The organism is Pseudomonas sp. 22490, from assembly GCF_052044465.1.
Lineage (GTDB): Bacteria > Pseudomonadota > Gammaproteobacteria > Pseudomonadales > Pseudomonadaceae > Pseudomonas > Pseudomonas aeruginosa.
Genome location: NZ_JBQENS010000016.1, coordinates 135815 through 157014 on the forward strand (window position 1 = coordinate 135815; position 21200 = coordinate 157014).

A 21200-nucleotide genomic window follows, 5' to 3' on the forward strand; every position below is an offset into this window, starting at 1 on the left:
ACAAAACCGTTATTAGTAACGTTTTGATGTTTAGTCGGTTGTGTTGTGATGTGTTATATGAGTTGATATTGTTCGTATGTATGAATAATACAGGGTGTAAAAACCGTGCATTGGAGAGAAATTTGAAATGGCTCTTCTCTTCGAAAGCCTATTGGATGCAGATTCTTCTTTTTCACCTGATACTCGTTTCATATTAGAAGTCATAGCCAGAGATCCAGGGTACTGGCGAGATGCAGCGAGCAAGCGGAGCGTGAAGCCGTTTGCGAAGACGCTCCATGTGGAGGAGAAAGTCGTCTCTGCCGCGTTGAACGAGCTAGTCGATGCCGGTGTCATGAAGCGTCATGTTGTCCCACGAGCGGGAAGCGCAGGGCGGGCATCGGTTGCCTACACGCTAGGTTCGTGTCATGTGGACGCATTGATAGGGGATGACTCCTACCCTCAACATGCCGAGCTGTTACAGGTGCTGTTCTCGGGCGCGGACATGGCTTTTCCTATGCTCGGACGTGAGCCTGATGAGGGTGACGAACAAGACGAAAAAGGCGAACAAGGCGAACAAGGCGAGCAAGACGAGCAAGACGAGCAAGACGAAAAAGACGAAAAAGGAGGGGGGAAGATGGCTGCGGAGAAGCCTAAAAAGAAGAGGCATCCGCCGCCAGGTGGTCGTGGGCGGCTGAGCATCCGTAATCGTCTGCTTTTTGCGGTTTTGCTCTCTCGCTCTGATCAGTTTGGTGAGGTACAGATCGGATTCCCTGAACTGGCCCAGCTCACGGGCATGAAGCCTACGCAAGTTAAAAATCGCCTCTTTCGCCTGATGCATCTTGGGCTGATTCGTCGTTATGTGGCGGGGCTTTCGAGCAAGGTTTTCGCCTTGCGCAAAGTCAACAGCACCTACTTCCTGAATATCGATGCCCTCGGGCCGCAGGGAAGTATTGCCATACACATCGCACGTGACCCGGAGGCTAAGAGGTTTATCCATGCTGACCTTCTTCAAGGTGATTGTGCGAAAGCCATGAGGGGCGAGTCCGACGGAGTAAGGACACCCAGCAGCCTTCTCCAGCTCTTGGCTGGGCAGGAATGGGGAGTCTTTTCCCTGTTCCAACATCTGCTCTCCAGGTACGCCTCTCATCTGCTATCTCGCCACTGGCAAGATTTGGGTTCTGGGGTGCAGATTGAAGACGCGGAGCTGATGACGTCTATTAAGAAGGACTTCATCAGGGAGCCACAGCTTGGGGCGGTAAGTGAAACCGATATTGAGTCAGAGGAGGGAGCCAGCAGCGAAGCTCCGAGTAAGCTGAAAGATGGAGCAGGTGGTGATGCCGAGCAAACCTGCGAGAGCATCTACTCGCTGGCGATGGATATCGCACGTGAGTACCGGGAGCGATTTGGCCAGGCTAACTGGGTGGACTTCGAGTCGGCGGATGTTCGAATTCTTCCGGCGAAGCGGCGGACCGGATACAGAGCCATTACGCTCATGCTCCAGCCGGCGCCTGTGGATCTCGGCCGCTTCACGGTGTTTTTCGAGGGCCCTCGGGGAAGTTTGAAAGTAGGGCTGGCGAATGATGAGACCGAAATAACCCTGAAGAGTCGATTGCGGTTCGGGTTGGCCACCTTGCCGCCCAAGGCGAGAAAGGTTCGGGCGCAGTAAAAAAATCCCCGGTGTGCAGATCTTCTGAGCTAACAGAGGAGCTTGCTCATGAGGATCATCCGCCTGAAAGAAGTCATCGATTCGACCGGCCTGGCACGGTCGACCATCTACAAGTACATCGGGGAGGGTACCTTCCCGAAACCCGTCTCGCTGGGTGACCGTTGTGTCGGTTGGGTCGATAGCGAAGTGTACGACTGGATCTTGGCCAGGATCGAGGAGCGCGACTCGGTCAGTGACTCTCCCGTCCGATTTGGCCGCTTGGGTGTGGCCGGCTAATCATTAAGCATCGGCGCCATGACCGGCTGCGGCTGGTCATGGCGTTTATGCCGAATGGGCGGCAGTGTGCCTTAGCCTTCCTGGTGGGCCGTCAATGTTGCTCCTCATTGCCGGGGCCATCGGGAGGGTACGCAGTTTGATTGCTGGCTGTACCAAGATGGATGATCGATGGTTTATTTCCGGAGTAAGTGCAGAGAAGAATTTCCCGGTGTGCCCGGTGAGAAACACCCTTCGATCACGGCGTATCCGAGAGGATCCTGTGCGGTGTGGGTAATATGCTTTTACTAGCTATTCACTACCCTTGGATTTGAGCTGCTCCTGATCTTTCTGTCTCTAGATTTCTACCCATAGGCTCGGATGCCCACTACACCATAGAGCAATAGCATCTCCTGCCTGTAGGGGCTCTGGACGGCATCGAGGGGAACAGCAAGTACCTGTTGGACTGGTGCCATTTCTCAGATAACACCCAGTGTCCTGTTCTGTTATTTCTTCCGGTTACGTTTGATATTCTTCGTCTGGATGCTCGATGGCGCTTGTTGTTTTGCAAGCAGGGTAGAGGGGTTTATTGATATACCTACTAACTATCTCTATCAACCTATCCAATCCATTCACCTATTCCACAAACTATCCCTCCAATAATCTACCTCTAATCCACCCACTTCTCTTCACTCATGGCTAGCTACCACAGGAACCTAGCTACCCACTCTCCAGTTTAAAAATACCCACTCCGTACTTGGTATGCCCTAAACCAACCAGGTACACACCATGATCAATCAAACAGCAAAACACCTCTCCCAATCCGACATCGCTATCCAGATCGAACGACTCGTGAATGCAGTGATCCGTCACGATGGTCCTGCATTCAGGATCAGCTACGACGCACAGGGGGATGAGCTCATCAAGAGAACCAGGCTCTCTCGGTACTTCGATCACATTCGGCAGATGTACCACCTGGTGCATGACGAGACGTACGCCTTGAGTGAACACCTGATCGCGTTCAAGGAGGCGTGCTACGACATCGGCATTGAGTTTGGGATGTTCGGGATGACGTGCATGGACGAGAGCGAGGGAGGGCTCCTGTCAGAGGCCCAGACCTACAACTGGCTCGTGGAGAGGATCCGGGTGCACGTGCAGACCAAGTGGTTCAAGCGTGGGAAGCATGACCGTGTTTGCCGGGAGAAACGTAATCGGCAAGCCGTCACTGAATACGTAGAGCGGGTGATGGATAGCCGCTCTCGTACTGTGGTGGTGAGGGTGGATCTGTACTACCGGGAAGCAGCGCGTGCTCGCCTGAAGGTGGAGGACGTCTTCGAGGACCTGGACAGGCTGATCCGGGCCAGGGAATACGATCCGGTCTTCCAACACGAGACGGGCTACATCTGCGCAGTAGAGCAAGGGGAGGACATGGGCTATCACATCCACGCAGCCTTCTTCTTCGATGGCCGGAAGGTGCGCAGTGACTATGCCAAGGCTGAAGCCATCGGTGAACTGTGGGAGAGGACCACGAAGGGGTGGGGGTACAGCCATAGCTGCAACTATGACAAGGCACGGTACAAGGAGAGGTGTGGGGTCGGGATGTTCAGCCGTAAGGATGCAGTTGGGAGGCGCAATGTGATCAAGGCCTGCCACTACCTGATCGAGGATGGGCAGTCGTTGCGGGTGAAGCCCGTGGGGGGCAGGACGCTCCGGGTTGGTCGTATCCTTCGCGGTTACTAAGCCCTAACCCATGAGTTGCCCGGCAAGATTCGAAGTTTTCAGCCCTTTTCAAACTGCCCGTGGAAATGGGATAGAACTCCGCGCAATGTGATGCCCATTGGCTTGTACATGGGTGTCGAGTGACGCCCCTACTGACCTAGAATACCGCCTTTATGCCGACGCTATCTCCATCGGCGCCATGCTTGCCACCAGTAGACGCGTATCCCCATCGTCAAAAACGACTCGCAGAACACGATCGTCGATCCATCTGTCGATGGTTCCACTCCCGAAGATGGCATGAATTACCCGCGTTCCTTTTGCCGCGCCGAAGATGTTTTGGTTTGCTCCCATGGACGCGGGTGAGGACGGCTGTGGGCGCTTTGCATAGCGCCAGTCTTTAGAGAAGGGAAAGGTCGTGAAATAGGTATTCGCGATCTCGGGGCGGTCTACCTCTCCAAGGGCCGCGAAGCATTCTTCTTCGACAGCGGCTCCTGCATGCCGAGCCAAGGCAATATCCATCTCCCAAAGAAAGCGAGATACGGAGCTCGTTTCCGGATGCGTTTCAGTGATATCCGGGCGCTCCAGGCTCCGCTGAAACTCCGGGTCGTTGGGGTGAGCAATGAAAACCTCATCGACGGCGCGCGTGATGGCCACGTAGAACAGCCGGCGCTCTGCCTCGATTTCATCGGCGCTTAGGTCGTCCCTGGGAAAGCCGCTTCTCACGACTCCAGGTACGAAGACCCTCGACCACTGTGCCCCTTTCGCTCGATGAATGGAGCTGATCCACACGTGTGGCGTTGTGGGGGGCTCCATGGCCGATGAGTCGATGAGCGGGTCGATGCTATCCAGAAACGCATCGATGCTGCCTTCATGCCGGCTGGCAATGAGCCGGAAGGCCTGGACGTTCGCCATAACGGCAGCCGCCTGATCCGCGGTGGGGGACTGCTTTTCGATATTGCGTTCGAACTCCGTTGCCAGCAGATAGCGATCCAGGACGGTGAGCACCTTCTCCTGCGGATCGGTGGCGGTCGCCAGGATCTCAAGCAAATCCGCACGGTCACGAATCTGGTTGGCTTGATAGTCTTTGGTTTGCAGTGTGATGGTCGAGCGGATGGCTTCAACAAGGCGTTCTGGCTGACGCACGACGAACTCTACGACGCGGTTTATTGCTGCCTTGTCCAAGTAGAGGGTAGGGCGGTACAGCAAACTCTTGATGACGTATCGGAGCTGGTCGGCATCCAAGGTTTTCCAGCGGCCACTGGCCAACTGGAGGACACCGAGCAGCGCGCTGATCTCGGGAATACGCATCAGCGGCGGCCGGCCATAGACGTGATAGGGGATGCCGCGTTGGTGCAGATCCAGCTCCAAGGTGACGCTCAGGTCGTAGGTTCTCACCAGCACCGCGATGTCCTGGAGCTTCACCCCGGAGGTGAGCCGCTCTGCTACGTGTTCTCCCAGGTCAGCCAGCCCGAGGGCCAGCGGCAGGCAGTGGATACGCGTGCGCGGTGTGCCCTTGGCAGAGATGCTGATCTTGGGGTTGCGATTGGTGTTGCAGCTGATCACCTGGCTGGCCGCGATCGAAAGCATGTGGCCAAAGCGGAACGTGTGCGGCAGGGTGTATCGGGTGGCCTCTGGAAAGTCTTGTTCAAAGCCCCGGATGAGGTAGTCGGGTTCGGCACCACGCCAATCATAGATGGCCTGGTCTTCATCCCCGACGAGCATGACCTTGGCCCGGTCACCGGCGAGGATTTTCAGCAGAGCGATCTGGATGCCGTTCATGTCCTGAGCTTCGTCGACGATGAGGTGATCAACCCGGTTCTGAACGTATCGCTGTGTCGCGGGTTGCCTCAGCATCAGCTTGACGGGGTCGTACAGCTGATCTTCAAAAAACCTGACCTTCAGCTGCGCCCGGTGCTCTTCATAGAGACGAAATGCCTCGACGTACCCTTGGGTTATCGACCCGTACTGGCGTGTTTCGAACACCTCCTCGGGGCTGTGCGTGCTCGACTTGACCAGCAGCAAGAAGGAGATGAATCCATCGATCAACTCCTTGTCCGGCGTGACGTTGCTGCCGTTGATAGCTTTAAAAACCCGGGTGAAAGCGTCCTTGGCAATCTTCGTCCGCAGATGATCCTTGGGTTCTATCCTGGCTTCTGGAAGCAGCCCGTTCTGGACAAGTCGATTGACGATCTTGTTGCCCATCGAGTTGAACGTCCTGATTTCAGGCGCAGTACCTTGGACTGCCTGCTCGAAACGCCGCCGGAACGATAGGGCGGCGTCCCTGTTGAACATGACGACGGCGATATGGACTGGGCTGATGTCGCGCAGAAGATGCCGGACGCGGCCAATCAGCGTCTCGGTTTTTCCCGAGCCTGCCACTGCCGCCACAATTGCATGGGCACCTGCGTGCTCGATGACCTGCAATTGTTCCTTCGTGTACGTCCGCTCCGACATCGCCCACTTTCCAATTTGAAACGAGGAAGCCCATTCTATCTGCCAGAGAGCTGAGCGCCGCCTGGTCTGCGAGAAAACGTTGGCCGGTCGTGGCCAAGCCCTTTCAGCGGCGCTCAATCAGCACGCTGAGTGGCTACATCCCGCTCCTTCGTCTCGTCGCTGCGGACGTGGTAGCAACTACGCAATGGCTACTGGCGCTCGCCTTTTGCTCTGCCGATGCTGCCGATAGCTTGGGCCAAGCTGGATGTGCGTCCTACGCAGGAGATCTGGATGCGCTCGAGTAAGCCGGTGTTGCTCGAAAACTGAACCTCCTCATAGCGCACAACAGGCAGTTCTCGGTTGTTCTTGAAACGCCTGTCTGGGCCGCCTTTTTTGTTCACAAACTTCCAAGTTCTGCTGACGATCTCGGCGTCTTTCGGGACGGCGCCGTCTTCGATGAAGTTCGTCGTAGAGATGTCGATTCGCAGGTTTTCATAGGACACCGCGCCGACCCCGTTGGCTTCGAACACGAGCACCTTGTCCGGGAAAAAATAGAGGGTCTGGCGGCCCACGGGGATGCTGGGGGTGGCAACGTTGGTTTTGACGAAGGGCGGGTTTTGCAGTCCGAGTGCGATCGAGCTTCTGGTCACCAGGTGACTGGCGCCGGCGTGGTACTTGCGATCAAGCACCTTCCCTTGAGCCTGAAGATGCCAGGTTGCGCGACAGCTTCGAACGCCGTCGAAGGCGGTATGCAATTGCTCGACGACACCGGCGAATTCCGACTCGATGTCGTAGAGCATGACCGTCGTTTTTCTCAGCAGATCCCAGTAGTACGTTACGGCCATTAGCAGGCCGCCAATGATGAGCAGGGTAAGCAATGCCCAGGGTGGCAGCTGCTTCGCCGAGAGGACAAACGCGCCGACGGTGAGGGCGGCGACGAAGGGCCAAAGGCGCAAGCGCTTTCGCTTGGTATTCAGCTCGTCGACGAGGGCTTGCGATGAGGAGTCCACCATCAAGCCAATTTCGCCACTGTCGATTTCCTTGAGGGGCTCGTGCGTGTGCGATGGGGTGTCGGCTACTGGGGTGGGTGCTCTCACCGGCTTGGGTGGTGCAATGGGAGGGGCCGAGCTATTGGATGGAAGGGTTTGGCGGTAGTAAAAGCCTCCGCGTCCCATGTGGATGTAGTTGCCCCTGGGCCCGGTTCCAACCCGGAGGCCTTTGATGCCGGCGGAAACACCAATTCCAGACTTCGAGAGGTTGAACCTAAACGGGCCCACTCTCACTGACTTACGCACTGACAATCCCATGTTCCCTCCGGGCTTTGAAATTGCCCCCTGGCAGTGGGGGCATCCCTCGATCGTACGGTCTTCTTGCGCAGCTAACGCTGTGCCCAAGTGATCGACCAACTGCTCAGGAGAACAGCTGGTCGATCGCTCCTTGGATCCTGGTTCGGGTTGATGCCGAGACTTTGCTCAGTCCGAGCTCTCGTGCCATGGCGTAGAGCAAGCCTTCGCCGATGAGGCTTTGGTCTGCCAATGCACGTGCCAAGGCAAGGAGCTCCAAGCTGCAGATCTCATCGACTGGCCGAGTGTTATCGGCGTCTGCCGGTCGGCGATACACCACGGCTTCGCAGTTTGGTAAGCGGCTGGGCCAATAGAAGTGCCCAGCGTCCTCTTCAACCTTGCGGTGTACGCGATCGGCCACGCTGACGACACGATCACGAATGCGTGCGCCAGTACGAGTCCAGCCATGTGCCCGGGCGATTCGGCGGGCGAGCGAGGTATCGAGGACGGGGCCTTCCTCGTCGATCACATGTTTGATCATCATCGCCAGGACAGTGTCATAGCGCGCATCGAAGAATGCATCCGGATCCACGCCTTCCACGGCGCTCAGCGGGTCGCTCCCTCGGTAGTAAGGGAAGGTAGTCGAGGTGCGTGTGGCGTCTGCCTGCGTATCGGCGTAGCGCACGCTCGGTATTTCGATCGCCTCGGTCTCGGCGTCGAGTTCCTCAGACTCATCGGGCGTTTTGAGCTGGGGGCGGTCGAGAGGGAGTTCTCTAACGTTGTCGTTCAGCGAAGCTTGGTATTGCGCGGCATTCGCGACCAATTGCTCCTCGGCTTCACGGGCGGCACGTTGCTGGCGGCTTTCAACCAACAGGGCCTCAAGGTGCTCATGGGTTTTCTGTGCAGTGCCCGGGGCGTCGATCCACCAGTCGGTCGACCAGATGCGCAGAATCTCCCAGCCTAGACCTCGTAGCACTTGCTCGCGCAGCTTGTCCCGATCACGGGCTGTTGCGCTGCGGTGGTAGGTCGCCCCATCGCACTCGACGCCGGCGAGGTAGCGCCCAGGCGCATCGGGATCGACAACCGCCAGGTCGATTCGGAACGACGACACACCGACTTGGGTGACGACCTGCCAGCCCTTGCGACGAAGCGCGTTCGCAACGGCTTCCTCAAAGGGGCTGTCGTATCCGCCCAGGCTTCCGGTATCGGCTCCTGCAAGTGCGCGAGCACCGCGGTCGGCAAATTCGAGGAAGTGCTTGAGATCGCGGACGCCCAAGGCCTGTGTGCGTGCTAGATCGATCTTTTCGGCTCGCAGGGTGCTGAAGACGCGAAGTTCATGGCGAGCCCGGGTGACGGCGACGTTGAGCCGACGCTCACCTCCCGTGCGATTGAGCGGGCCGAAGTTCATGGCAACGTTGCCTGCAGCATCGGGGCCGTAGGTAATCGAGAAGTACATAATGTCGCGCTCGTCACCCTGAACACTTTCCAGGTTTTTCACGAAGACGGGTTCAAGCTCGCTCTCCGAGAAGTAGCTTTCCAGCGCCGGGTCTTTTCGGCGTTCGGTGTCGAGCAGATCCTCGATCAGCTTTTGCTGTTCGCCGTTAAATGTCACGACGCCGATGGTCAGCTTGCTCTCTTTGAACCCAGGGCTACGCAACCGGCCGATCAGGTCAGCGACCAATGCCTTGGCCTCTGCAGGGTTGGTACGTGCAGAGCCTTTCTCGTACACCCCGTTGATGACGTGCAGGCTGACGGCACGATCATTTGTAACAGGGGAGGGGAAGGTCACCAGCTTGGACTCGTAGTAGCGCTGGTTCGAGAACGCAATCAGGCTTTCGTGTCGACTACGGTAGTGCCAGTTCAGGTTGCGGATCGGCAGGTTGGCACTGATGCATTCATCCAAAATGCTTTCGAGGTCGGCCTCGACATCAACGTCATCCTGGGTGGATTCAGCACGATCGAAGAAGGAGGTCGGGGGGAGCTGTTTGGGGTCGCCAACCATCACCACCTGCTTGCCACGAGCGATGGCGCCGATCGCATCCCATACCGGAATCTGTGAGGCTTCGTCGAAGATCACTACATCGAAGACGCTGGAGTTCGCTGCCAGGTACTGGGCGATGGAGAGCGGACTCATCAGCAAGCACGGCGTCAGCTTGGTGAGGGCATCGGGGATTTTGGACATCAGCTCGCGCAGCGGAAGGTGGCGCGTTTTCTTCGTGATTTCGTGCCGAAGGACGCCCCATTCCGAGTTCTTGCTCACCGAGTCCTGTGTGGGGAGCTCGGCACACAGGCGTGCGCGCAGCAAATCACGGGTCAGCGCGGTGAAGCGGTCGTCCAGGGCACGGAAGTCTCGAATGCGCTGCTCGTGTTCTACGCTCACGAATGTGCGAATGACAGGCTCGTGATCAACGGCCGTGTTCAACCACCAACGGGCATAGTTCGTTTCGAATGCCTTGCGCACAGAGCCTTGTGGAACCTGCCCTGCTTTCAGCGCATCGACCAGCGGAAGCAGGCCGAGAGCGGATGCTTCATCGCATGCTTTCTTCCAGGCGCACCAGGCGTGCAGGCCATTGCCGGATTGCACGATCTGCTCACACTGCACATGCTGCTGACTCAGCTCCTGCTCCGTGAAGTCGGCCGCGTCCTCGGCCAAGAAATGCCCGGCGTCGACGAGCTTCTGCGTATGCGCGACGTACTTATCAAGCGACTCCAGCAACTGCCCGCCGGCCTGGGCCAACTGACCCTCGGGCTCGAGCAGGGCATTGGCGTCACCTAGCAAACGCCCCAACGCTGATTTGACGCCCTCGACATGTTCTGGTGTTTGCACAAGGGCAGAGATGGCGCTGGCGAGGTGGGCGTGGAACTTGAGTACGCGGGAGACCGTGTCTTCCTTCGTATGCAGGCCCAGCCACAGACCGGATGTCAGTTCTCGCAGGTCTGCCAGGTCGCTTAGTTCTCGCTCGATGGCTTCTCGCTGCCGGAGAATTTTCAGCTCACCTTGGAGCCGCTCTCCACAGGCGCCGCTAGCAACGAGCTCATGCTCGTCCTCCAGGCGTCCTTCCTGCTGGATAGACCGTCTTGCGCGCTGGAAGGCCAGCGCAGCGTTGAGCGCTTTGGTTTGGGTCTGCAGTCCGGCCCAAAGCGATCCTGTCGCGGGGGTGAGTGGGTTGAGTGTGGAAATCTCACCCTCGAGCGCCCGGACGTCTCGCATTCGCTCTAGCGTTTCCTTCAGTGCGAGGCCCGCCTGCCCCTGACTGATGAGGTCGAAGCCGTCGTCTGACCAAGCACGGCCTTCAACGCACGCAGCGAGCGAAGCCTGCAGGCGCATGACCACCGACAGAAGGGCTGGGTCAGTGTTGTGACCCTTCCATACAGCGCTGGAAGAGGGCCCTGGATCAATGGCGTCGAGGCGAGCGCGGAGTTCACGAATGGTGGTCCAGAGCTGAAGATCTTCCGCAATGGTCGTAGGCGCCGGCGTCGATTGAGTGCTCACCACGTGCCCGCGGATTCTGCGTTGGACAAGCCAGGATTTCGGCCACATCGATTTGCCGGCTTGATCCCACTCCTGCAGCAGAGCACGGACATCCAGTGCCTCAATGGCATCGGAGTAACCCACGGACAGCGTCTGCGTGACTCGTGCAACCTCTGCAAGGGTCTCCAGGCCCTGGTTGAGCAGAATCATGCTCGCTACTGGCCAGGGTTGGGGCAGACCAGATCTGAGCTCCGCATGCCGGGCCAGCAGTCCCAGTCCGCGTTGGCACTCCTCCAGCGTACTGGATGTCCAGAATGCGGGGAGCGTCTGGTTGAGCGTGCGGTGTTGCTCGATGAGTTTCAGGCCTGCATCCAGACGTTGCCCGATTGCACGGGCATCGGGACGGAGCACGAAGCTCCAGTTCTGTCCTGCGGCGGCGGGAAGGATCTTCGCCAACGCGGCCAGTCCTTTGAGCGTCCTGATATTGGCTGGCAGCGAGGGTAGGCCGGACATTTGGATGTAACGCTCACTGGCCTTTTGCACCGCATGGATGGCAGGGCCGAGCTCACGTGCCGCCTCGATCACCTGGTGCTGCCAGGTTGGAGACCAATCGTTGTTACCAATCAGATGCAGCGGGTGTTGGTTCAGCGTGCCGAAACCGACCGCCTGAGCATTGACTTCCAGGCGATCGGCGATCTCCCGCTTAGCGAGTAGATCCGCGGACTGATGCTGCGTGTGCGATGTCCACGCGAGATTAATCGGAGCGACATCCTGATTGGTGCTGACGATGCCGATGGCATCATAGATCGTGTACCCATTGGGGTAGCGCTCGTGCAGTCTCTCGGCATACTGGTTCAGCACATCACGATGCCCTTGCAGGCGTTGTGCCTCGGCCTGCCATGTGTCTGCGTCAGCAGTGCCACGGGCCTCCCAGGCGGAGTGCAGCTGGGCAAGGACTTCGGTTTTCTTCGACTTGCTCGAGTGAACCTCGAGGCAAAACTCACCCAGGCCTACCTCGCGTAGGCGCCGGTATACAACATCGAGCGCGGCGATCTTTTCTGAGACGAAAAGTACGCGTTTTTGCTGCGCAATGAACTGAGCAATCATGTTCACGATCGTCTGGCTTTTGCCGGTGCCGGGTGGCCCGATCAGAACGAAGTCGCGTCCCTGTGCTGCCGACAGCACCGCGGAGAGTTGTGACGAGTCAGAGGGAAGAGGGCAGAAGACCTGCTGAGGGCTGTATTGCGTGTCCAGCTTCCGCTCTTCCGGGAATGCCCCACCACCGCCGCCGTTGAATGCATCGCGTGGGGTATCCAGCAGATGCTTGACCACGGGGCTTTGGCGCAGCGCATCAGAGCGCTCCGAGAGGTCCTTCCACATCAGGTATTTGGCGAACGAGAACATCGACAGGACGACATCTTCGCTGACCTCCCAGCCCTTGATGTCCTTGATCGCGTGGGCAACCGTTCTCCAGATCAACGCGACATCCAGACCTGAGTCGTCTTTCGGCAGCGCGCCATCTCCGATGCCCAGACTTAGCTCAAAGTCCTGACGGAGCATTTCCTGCAGGGTTGGGTTGAAGCGTGGCTCGTCGTCGTGAATCACCAGAGTAAAGCCTGCACGAGCGCTCTTTCGCTCAAGCGTTACCGGTACCAGTATTAGCGGCGCTCGATAGCGTTGGCTTTCTCTGTCCTCACGTGTCCAGGTCAGGAAGCCTAGCGCGAGGAACAGCGTGTTGGAGCCGCCTTCCTGCAGGTTCGTGCGGGCTCCCCGATAGAGTTCGGTGAGGCGGGCATCGAGCTCAGTGACCGGCAGGCCTACGAACACTTCATTGCGCTTCAATGCATCCAAAGCATGCTGACGTCGAAGGTCTTCGCGTTCCCTTTCTTCGTGCAAGGCTTGATCGCGCGGGTCAGCACCATCCATCAGGTCAGGGCGTGTGTGCAGCTTGAGCTGCTGTCCGCTGGCGAGGATGTCCTCAAGCGCCGCGGCATCTGGTGCCTCCAAGCGAACCGCTTTCTTGCCGGCCTTGAAGTTCAACAGGTTGTTACGCAAGGACAGATCGAGCAGCTTGCGTTGCCAGCGGGCGAGGCGATCTTTGGGATCTAGTGACGCAACGTCAACTTCAACCGGGGCCTCGTCAGGCAGTTCGGGTGGCAAGTCGATGAGTAGTTCCTGGCCAGCCTGGTTCTGCTCACTACTAGCGGTACCAAGAGCAGGAGCTGCCTCTGTAGTGGCCAGTGGTTTGATCCGCTGCAGCCGGGCACGCCGGATGTCCAGGGCGAGCTCAAATTCCTGCTCCTGGCCCTCAGCCAGATGTTGGGCACCGCGCTCTATGGCATAGGACAGTGACGGGATGTTGGGTTGGGTGATCAGTGTGGTCTCAAACAGCTTCAGCTCGTTGAGCTTCATGCGTTTGCGCAGCGCGGTGATGTCATCGACGGTACTGTTGGAGAACTCCTCGGCTTTGAGCCAGAAGCCCGAGAATGCGTGGCCTCGAGTAAAGATCAGCAGCGGGTTCAGGCCTGCTTGCTCTAGCGCTGCACAGAACAGCAACGACAAGTCGAAGCACGTCGCCAGGCCACTCTCGAGGATGTGGCTTGGACTGCGCACTTTCTGGCCGAACTGCTCGAAACTAGCTGGGGGGAGGGCGTAGTCTAGTTTTAGGGACGCGACCGCGGCCCAGATCGCCGATGCAATCTCCCAGGCGTGCGCTGAGCCGCTGGAGTAACCGTTCAGCGCGGGGTTCTTGCCTTGGTCGCGCAGTAACTCCGCGGCCTTCTTCAGCAGCCGCTCAACCGCGAGGTCGTTAGGCTGGACGAAGGCCGCGGTCATGTCGGGAAGATGGGATAACCCGCCCCATTGATTGCGAGGGAGTAGCTCCAGAGTGAGTTCAAGACGGGTGACTTCTTGGCGCTCTTCGTCACTATTGCCCAGGGACGTCAGAACAAAGGTGACGGCCACGCTCTCTGCTTCAGTAAGCCGGGCAAGCAGGGCACCATCGATCTGCAGATCAAGCCCTGGTATGGGAAGGAATGTGCCAGGGCCCAGCGCGTCGATATGCCAGGTCTTGGGCTTGAAGACGAGAGGGTCGGAAAGGAGCTGAAGCTCCAGTCTGCTGTACTTCTGATCACTGTCGTTGATCAGGCGCAGCTCTCGAATCACCGGTACCGAGTTCTGGAAGTCGGCCAGGTTGAGCTTGGCGACCAGCGTCGCTTGAATGCGGACGGTCTTTATCGCCTCCGGCTCGATAGCCTCTACGATGGCGTGCGAATCCTGAGGCAGCTCGCTACCTGGCTGCTGAATAACCTCATCACTCATTTCGATCTCCTTGTCCAAACCTAGCGAAGTGGCCAGGCGGCGGAAAACTCTCGTGACGGGCCTACCCCCGGCGCGCGCTTCCCTACATCGCTTCATCCTATCTGGCTTGGACGGATGATGGCGAGTGGCCAAAGGGTTGAGTTGACGAGCTGTATCGCGTGGCAGTTTGAACTGGCTATCTACCATTCGTGAGATTCGGCTGTAAAGGCTATGCACCGACACTCCCAAGCGCTCGGCTAGTTCCGCAACATGCAGTCTGCGCCTAGTCACTTGAGAGGCATTGTTTCTCCTGGAGTCCTGGTCGGTCGGTGGTTTAGGCTCTGGCCAGGAATCTGAAGCTGGTGCGAGTGCAGTGGGATGACTGAGAGAGGGAAACGATGCCGGCAGCATTACCAGTCGGTATATGAAAGGAATCAGCCGGCACTCAGCAAGGGGCGTGCTCTTGATGAAAGCCTGCATCATTTCCTGGATCAACGGCCTGCAGGTAAAAACCTCTCTGCACTTGACCGCGCGACTGGCCTGGCTTCAGCACCGTTCTGGCATGATGCGGAGGCGGTCGCTCGCTCCGAGCTGGCAAGCCTTGCCCTCAGTCGGGTGCTGCACTTCGACAATGCAGTCAGCGCCGAGCTACTGCTGGAGCTGGCCAGTCATGCCCCGGACACGCTCAGATGGGCAATCCGCTACTCGAAGCTGTTTGAGCGTACTGCTTCGCCGCTATGGCTTGCGCTTCGTGCAGCGCTCGTGGGGGGAGAGTGGCAGGTATTCTTCGGTGTCTGTGACCGTTTGCTGGATCAGCTCAAGCCCTTTGATGAGCTGATTGGTAACGCTGAAAAACAGCTCGAGCACTTGTCCCTGCTGGAGCTGATTGCCTACCTCAGCGTGCTGGCCTATCAGGCATTTGCCGAAGATGCCCCCGATGATCGCTCCGGCCAGCAGTGGCAGGTCTACAACCGCATTATCCTGAGGAAACTCCGGGCTTGTCCTGAGCAGGACTTCCGCCTGAACGAGTCACGACTCGGGCAGTCGCTGAAGCGCCACCTGTCACCGGTCATTTTCCCTGAATCGTCCACCGCGGACGCAGCCAGGTGTCGTGAAAACCTCGAATGGCTAGCTGTTCTGATTGCGGCAACCCAAGAGCGGATCGACTACGAAGGTTCGATTGACTGGTTCTGCTTCGATCCGGAGTGCCGTTACCAGCTAAAGCCGGGCGAGTTGGTTATCTATAACCAGTCGGAGGCGGGAACAGAGCGGTGGCAGCGAACCGGGCGCAAGAGCGATCTGCTTTGGCACTACTGGATGAGCCGTGCCGTGCAGGCATTCGTCAACTCCGGCCTGGCCGAACAAATGATCGGCTCGCCGGAGAATCATGAGCTGAATCAGTTGGCCTACATCAAGGCGATGCGCAGCGAGCTGCAGTTGCAGCAGATTTACGGCCTGGGTCATCGGCGTTCTCTCAGTAATGGTACCCAGGTTCAGCTTCATCACGTGTTGCTGGCGAGCGAGCTGACCTCGGTTTTCTTTCAGAGCCAGTTCATTCAACCATTCCAAGACTACCTTCGAGAGTCGGGCGTGCTTGCCCATGCGCTTGGCCGCTTGGCCATGGATGGCATGCTGTCGGGGGAAAACAGGTTCCCCATGACTTGGTCCGAGGAGGAAGAGAAGATCCGCAGGATTAAAGGCTGGACGGTCAGCGAGGAACATCCGCGAGGCAGCGCCGATTCAGCCAAGGCCATTCTCAGATTCTGGACCAGCGACCTCAGCGCGTTATCTCAGCAACTACTGAAGCAGCAGCCAGGGATGCCTGCGCCGCGCCTATATGAGCAGCCCTTCTACAAAATCGGCCGCTACAGCTTTCAGTTCCCCTGGGTTGGCGCGCAGCAGAACAACCTGACGGCAGCCATCAATAACCTGCGGCGGGTGAATGCCCGCAGAGCCGATGTGCAAGCAGAAACTCAACGAGTGGAGCTGGCGCTGGCCGAGAGCCTTCGGCAACGAGGTTTTGCTGTTGAGGTGGGATATCGGCCGCCTGTGACAGAAGAGGATGACGCCGGCGAGGTGGATTTGATCTGCCAGCGTGATGGCGTACTGCTGCTTATGGAGGTTAAGTCGGGGTATATCCGCTCGACCACTCATGAGGTCTGGTTGCATCGCACTAATACTTTGCGTAAGGCCGCTTGGCAGCTGCGACGCAAGCGTACCGCGGTAGCAAGGGCGTTGGTGGCTGATCAAGATTTGCGCTTCAGGTTGGGCTACAGCGGCCAGTGCACTGAGACTGATCTGCGGGCTTGGATAGTCGATACTTCTATTGAGCTCGATGGGCAATCAGTCGATGGGTTCAGGGTGCTATCTCGTGAGGCACTGGAGGTAGTTCTGCGGGACGAGAAGCAACTCCTCCGGCCGGTGGATCAGTTTGATGACGAGCAAGGTCGGTGCTCATTGTTCCCTGACGGATTTACTGCTGGCCGATTCATAGCTGTTGTCGAGTCTGATGAGCTGTGGCGAGGCATCTGCTAGTGCTTGAGTAGCAATAGCTTATGCGGGGGGCGTTGGCATCGCGCATCCTAGGGGCGACCATAGCCTGCAAAGACGATGCTTTGCAGGCTATGACCTACACTCTGCCTACTTCTGGCACCTGATCCGCTTACGCTTTCGGCTGGCAGATGTAGTTGCCACTTCGCAGGAAGGTTTCATGCTTGTTCGGCGAGTAGACGCTCAGGGTGCCTTGCTCGTTAGCGGCGATGTGTTTCCAGGTGCCTTCTTCGAGCACCAGCTCCGCAAAGGATTCCCCTGTCTGGCTTACGTAGAGCGTTTCGCTGCCCCAGCGTGTCGAAAATAGGCTCATATTCTGCAAATGGGCGCAGGTACTGATGCGGATGTCCTTGGATTGAAGCTTCCACTCGTAGCCATTTTTTTCGGACGCCATAACGTGGTCCGAGTAGAAGCACAACAGCTTCAGGCCCATACGTGTGATGAGCGGTGCATCGTAGTTATCGTCTTCGCTGGCCCACGTGCAGGTTCGCCAGCCTTTTCCGGCAATAAAGTAGCTGACGAAGGAGGATGCGTTGTTCTTCTTTTTCGACGTCTTGTAGAGCCAATCGTACTTACAGAACGCGAGCAGGGTGTTTCCGTTCGGTAATGACTGGAGGCTCTCCACCACGACGCCTTCCGGAAGGCTCGGTGTGTCTTCCCAGCGCTGCCACTGATTGTCGAGATTCGCAGTGCAGAAGACGGCTATCTTGTCGTAGTTGCCGGTCTTGGTCGAATCGAAGATCAGGCCTTTTTCAATGTAGGAGTATTCCTTGCTCTCCTTGAAGCGCCAGAGCCAGAGGCCGTTGAAGTAGCAGACTTCTTCGGTGCGGGTGAATTCGTAGCCAGGTACGTCCGGGAAGTGACTCTGTTTCCAGTTTTGCGCATCGTGGGAGTAATAAAAGCCTTCGCTATAGCCCGCCACGGCGATCCACATGCCGCTCACAATATCCAATTTGCTGATGCGCGGTGAGTCTTCGGAAGCGCTGAGACGCACGGTGTGCCAGTGCTCACGGTCGAGGCTCCGATAGAGCCGGTCGTCGTTGTCAACTATTAGCCAGGTGGTGCCATCGGTCTTGATGTGCTGAATCTTCTCGGGATCACAGGGCGGGTGCTCTACCTGGCGCCACTCAATACTGAACAGATGATCATGGCCGTCCTTTTCGATAACGACCGACTGTTTGGCCAATTTTTCCTGCTGTTGCTGGTCGAGCCGTTCGGCGTGCTGTTTTTCTTTGCGTTCAACCACTGATTCGTCGAATCGACCTTCCGCGAACAGGTCGAGCTGGTTGGCAACATCGGTGCAGGCTTCGGAGAAGGAAGTCAGTGTGTCGTCCAACTGGCGTTCGAAGTGACTGAACTGGTCGTACCAATCCTCGTTCGTGGCGGAATTATCCAGCTCGAAATCGGCATAGCCGGACTCGTCCTTGAACGTAATTGAGGGCAGGCCCCATCGCGTCAGCACGCGATTACCCTGATTCAGCGTGCTTGAATGCCCAGAGATGAGTTCACTGATCTTCTTGCGCATCTCGTTAAGTGAGGAGAGGCAGGAGCTGCGGCCAATCGTATACGCCGTGCCGCCCACTTTACTGCTGACCTTGCTCAGGAACGAGTCATCCCAAGCTTCCATAAAGTACGAATAATCCGAGGCTTTCATGGTCGCCTTTGTCAGATCGAGCGAAAGATGCACAGCTTCAAAGCTGATCTTGCCCAATTGGGTACTCATATCGGCGAACGCTTTTTCGAAGCGCAACTCGCGATAGCGCACGATGTTCTTCCAGCCGTGAGTTTGCTGCTGCAACTTCTCGGCTGCAGCGAGTACGTTTTCCTCGTCCTGCTCGGTGAGCACCGCCAGCACGCGGGGGAATTGCTCCTTGAACTGCGCGGGCTTCAGCGCGTTCAGGATGCGCAGCACATGCGGCCCTTCGATGCGGATTCCACGGTCATCTGGCCACCCATTCCATGAGCATCTGACCACCGATTCCACGGTGATCCGGCCACCCATTCCACGCGCATCCGGCCACTGATTCCACGGCCATCCGGCCACTCAACCGGGCAGGCAGTAACGCAGGATTTCTTCACTACCATCGACCTCTTTTTCGAAGCAGAGAGGTCGTCGTGGAGCGTTTATCCATGCGTAAGATTCGCGAAGTACTACGTCTCAAGTTCGAGGTCGGACTATCGGCTCGCCAGATTGCGGTCAGCGTGCAGGTCGGTCGTGTCACCGTCGGCGACTACCTCAATCGTTTTGCCGCCAGCGGTCTCAGTTGGCCCTGTTCGTTGTCCGATGCCGAGTTGGAGCAGCAACTGTTCCCGCCGGCCCCGGCGGTTGCCAGTGAGAAGCGGCCTTTACCCGATTGGGCATGGGTGCATGCCGAACTGCGCCGCCCCGGGGTGACCCTGGCGCTGCTCTGGCAGGAGTACCGCCTGAGCCAGCCTCAGGGCTTTCAGTACAGCTGGTTCTGTGAGCACTACCGAGCCTGGCAGGGCAAGTTGGACGTGGTGATGCGTCAGGAGCACCGCGTCGGCGAGAAGCTGTTCGTCGACTATGCCGGCCAGACGGTGCCGGTTATCGATCGCCACAGCGGCGAGATCCGCCAGGCGCAGGTGTTCGTCGCGGTGCTCGGCGCGTCCAGCTACACCTTCGCCGAAGCCACCTGGTCGCAGCAGCTGCCGGACTGGCTAGGCTCCCATGCCCGCTGCTTCGCCTTCCTCGGCGGCGTGCCGGAGATCGTGGTGCCGGACAACCTGCGCAGCGCGGTGAGCAAGAGTCACCGCTACGAGCCGGACATCAACCCCAGCTACCGCGATCTGGCCGAGCACTATGGCGTGGCGGTGGTGCCGGCGCGGGCACGCAAACCGCGCGACAAGGCCAAGGCCGAAGTCGGCGTGCAGGTGGTCGAGCGTTGGATCCTCGCCGCACTGAGGAATCGGCAGTTCTTCTCCCTGGATGAACTCAACACGGCCATCGCCGGGCTGCTGGAGCGGCTCAACCAACGCCCGTTCAAGAAGCTGCCGGGCTCCCGGCAGTCGGCCTTCGACAGCCTGGATCGTCCGGCGCTGCGCCCCCTGCCGGAGCAACCCTACGTCTACGCCGAGTGGAAGAAGGCGCGGGTGCACATCGACTACCACGTCGAGGTCGATGGGCATTACTACTCGGTGCCGTATCAACTGGTGAAGAAGCAGCTGGAGGTGCGCCTGACGGCGCGCACCGTCGAGTTTTTCCACGCCAACCAGCGAGTGGCCAGCCACCTGCGCTCAATGCACAAGGGCAGGCACAGCACGCAGGCCGAGCACATGCCCAAGAGCCATCGCGAGCATGCCGAGTGGACGCCGCAACGGCTGATCCGCTGGGCCGAGCAGACCGGGCCGAACACCGCCGGCGTGATCCGGCACATCCTCGAACGGCGCATCCATCCGCAGCAGGGCTACCGGGCCTGCCTGGGCATCCTGCGCCTGGGTAAAACCCACGGTGAGGCGCGTCTGGAGTTGGCCTGCCGTCGCGCCATCAGCCTCGGCACGTGCAGCTACAAGAGCCTCGAATCGATCCTGCGCCAGGGGCTGGAAAACCTGCCGCTAGCTCAAACCAACCTGCCGCTGCTGCCGGACGACCACGCCAACCTGCGCGGATCCGCCTACTACCACTGACCCCAAGGAATCCCACCATGCTGCCCCATCCGACCCTGGACAAGCTGCAAACCCTGCGCCTGCACGGCATGCTCAAGGCGCTGAATGAACAACTGAAAACCCCGGACATCGACAGCCTGAGCTTCGAAGAACGCCTCGGCCTGCTGGTCGACCGCGAGCTGACCGAACGCGATGACAAGCGCCTGAGCAGCCGCCTGCGCCAGGCCCGGCTCAAGCACAACGCCTGCCTCGAAGACATCGACTACCGCAGCCCGCGCGGACTGGATAAGGCGCTGATCCTGCAACTGAGCAGTGGCCAGTGGCTGCGCGACGGCCTCAACCTGATCATCGGCGGCCCCACCGGTGTCGGTAAAACCTGGCTGGCCTGTGCCCTGGCCCACCAGGCCTGCCGGGAGGGCTACAGCGTGCGCTACCTGCGCCTGCCACGTTTGCTGGAAGAACTGGGTCTGGCCCATGGCGACGGCCGCTTCGCCAAGCTGATGAGCAGCTACGCCAAGACCGACCTGCTGATCCTCGACGACTGGGGCCTGGCCCCGTTCACCGCCGAACAGCGGCGCGACATGCTGGAGCTACTGGACGACCGCTACGGCCAGCGCTCGACCATCGTCACCAGCCAGATGCCGGTGGACAACTGGCACGAGCTGATCGGCGACCCGACCCTGGCCGACGCCATCCTCGACCGCCTGGTGCACAACGCTTATCGGATCAATCTGAAGGGTGAATCAATGCGCAAACGGACGCAGAAATTGACGACGCCGGGCACCTCAGACTAACAATGCCACCCCTGCGTCGCTGCGCTCCGACTGCCCGGCCGGATGGCCGTGGAACAGGTGGCCAGATGGCCGTGGAATGCCTGGCCAGATGAGCGTGGACTGGGTGGCCGGATGGTGTGGAATCCGCA

Annotated in this window: 10 protein-coding genes and 1 pseudogene; 6 read left to right on the plus strand and 5 right to left on the minus strand. The window is 58.6% G+C overall.

Annotated elements, in window-relative coordinates; genetic code table 11:
* Window positions 1-127: 127 nt before the first annotated feature.
* The 3 genes from ACTJJX_RS19145 (at window position 128) to ACTJJX_RS19155 (ending at window position 3637) form a co-directional block, all read left to right on the plus strand.
* The gene (locus ACTJJX_RS19145) at window positions 128-1645 is read left to right on the plus strand and encodes a hypothetical protein (RefSeq protein ID WP_023082733.1); all 1518 of its coding nucleotides are present in this window, start codon (window positions 128-130) and stop codon (window positions 1643-1645) included.
* 48 nt (window positions 1646-1693) lie between these two features.
* The gene (locus ACTJJX_RS19150) at window positions 1694-1921 is read left to right on the plus strand and encodes a helix-turn-helix transcriptional regulator (protein WP_023082732.1); all 228 of its coding nucleotides are present in this window, start codon (window positions 1694-1696) and stop codon (window positions 1919-1921) included.
* A 765-nt stretch (window positions 1922-2686) separates the two neighbouring features.
* Window positions 2687-3637, plus strand: a complete 951-nt coding sequence (locus ACTJJX_RS19155) for a YagK/YfjJ domain-containing protein (RefSeq protein WP_023082731.1) — start codon at window positions 2687-2689, stop codon at window positions 3635-3637.
* Window positions 3638-3787: 150 nt separating this feature from the next.
* On the opposite strand, the gene ACTJJX_RS19160 is transcribed toward ACTJJX_RS19155, so the two are convergent.
* The 4 genes and pseudogenes from ACTJJX_RS19160 to ACTJJX_RS19175 all read right to left on the minus strand — a co-directional run bounded on the left by ACTJJX_RS19160 (window position 3788) and on the right by ACTJJX_RS19175 (window position 14125).
* Window positions 3788-6040, minus strand: coding sequence for an ATP-dependent helicase (locus ACTJJX_RS19160; RefSeq protein ID WP_178082933.1), 2253 nt, complete (start codon window positions 6038-6040; stop codon window positions 3788-3790).
* 218 nt (window positions 6041-6258) lie between these two features.
* Window positions 6259-7065, minus strand: a complete 807-nt coding sequence (locus ACTJJX_RS19165) for a hypothetical protein (protein ID WP_003150525.1) — start codon at window positions 7063-7065, stop codon at window positions 6259-6261.
* Between the two features lie 144 nt (window positions 7066-7209).
* Window positions 7210-7356: pseudogene (locus tag ACTJJX_RS19170) on the minus strand (DUF4236 domain-containing protein); the annotation flags it as partial.
* A 103-nt stretch (window positions 7357-7459) separates the two neighbouring features.
* Window positions 7460-14125 (minus strand): DUF3320 domain-containing protein, encoded by a 6666-nt coding sequence (locus ACTJJX_RS19175; protein ID WP_023082728.1) that lies wholly within the window; start codon window positions 14123-14125, stop codon window positions 7460-7462.
* Between the two features lie 357 nt (window positions 14126-14482).
* Between ACTJJX_RS19175 and ACTJJX_RS19180 the strand changes: the two genes are divergently transcribed.
* The gene (locus ACTJJX_RS19180; RefSeq protein ID WP_023082727.1) at window positions 14483-16639 is read left to right on the plus strand and encodes a hypothetical protein; all 2157 of its coding nucleotides are present in this window, start codon (window positions 14483-14485) and stop codon (window positions 16637-16639) included.
* Window positions 16640-16766: 127 nt separating this feature from the next.
* Here ACTJJX_RS19180 and ACTJJX_RS19185 read toward each other — a convergent pair whose 3' ends face one another.
* Window positions 16767-18656, minus strand: coding sequence for a hypothetical protein (locus tag ACTJJX_RS19185; RefSeq protein WP_440782015.1), 1890 nt, complete (start codon window positions 18654-18656; stop codon window positions 16767-16769).
* Window positions 18657-18784: 128 nt separating this feature from the next.
* On the opposite strand from ACTJJX_RS19185, the gene istA reads away from it, so the two are divergent.
* Entirely contained in the window at window positions 18785-20299 is a 1515-nt protein-coding gene (gene istA / locus ACTJJX_RS19190; RefSeq protein WP_146537839.1) for an IS21 family transposase, read from the plus strand.
* Window positions 20300-20316: 17 nt separating this feature from the next.
* Window positions 20317-21072 (plus strand): IS21-like element ISPpu7 family helper ATPase IstB, encoded by a 756-nt coding sequence (gene istB, locus ACTJJX_RS19195; protein WP_045107743.1) that lies wholly within the window; start codon window positions 20317-20319, stop codon window positions 21070-21072.
* The last annotated feature ends 128 nt before the right edge of the window (window positions 21073-21200 follow it).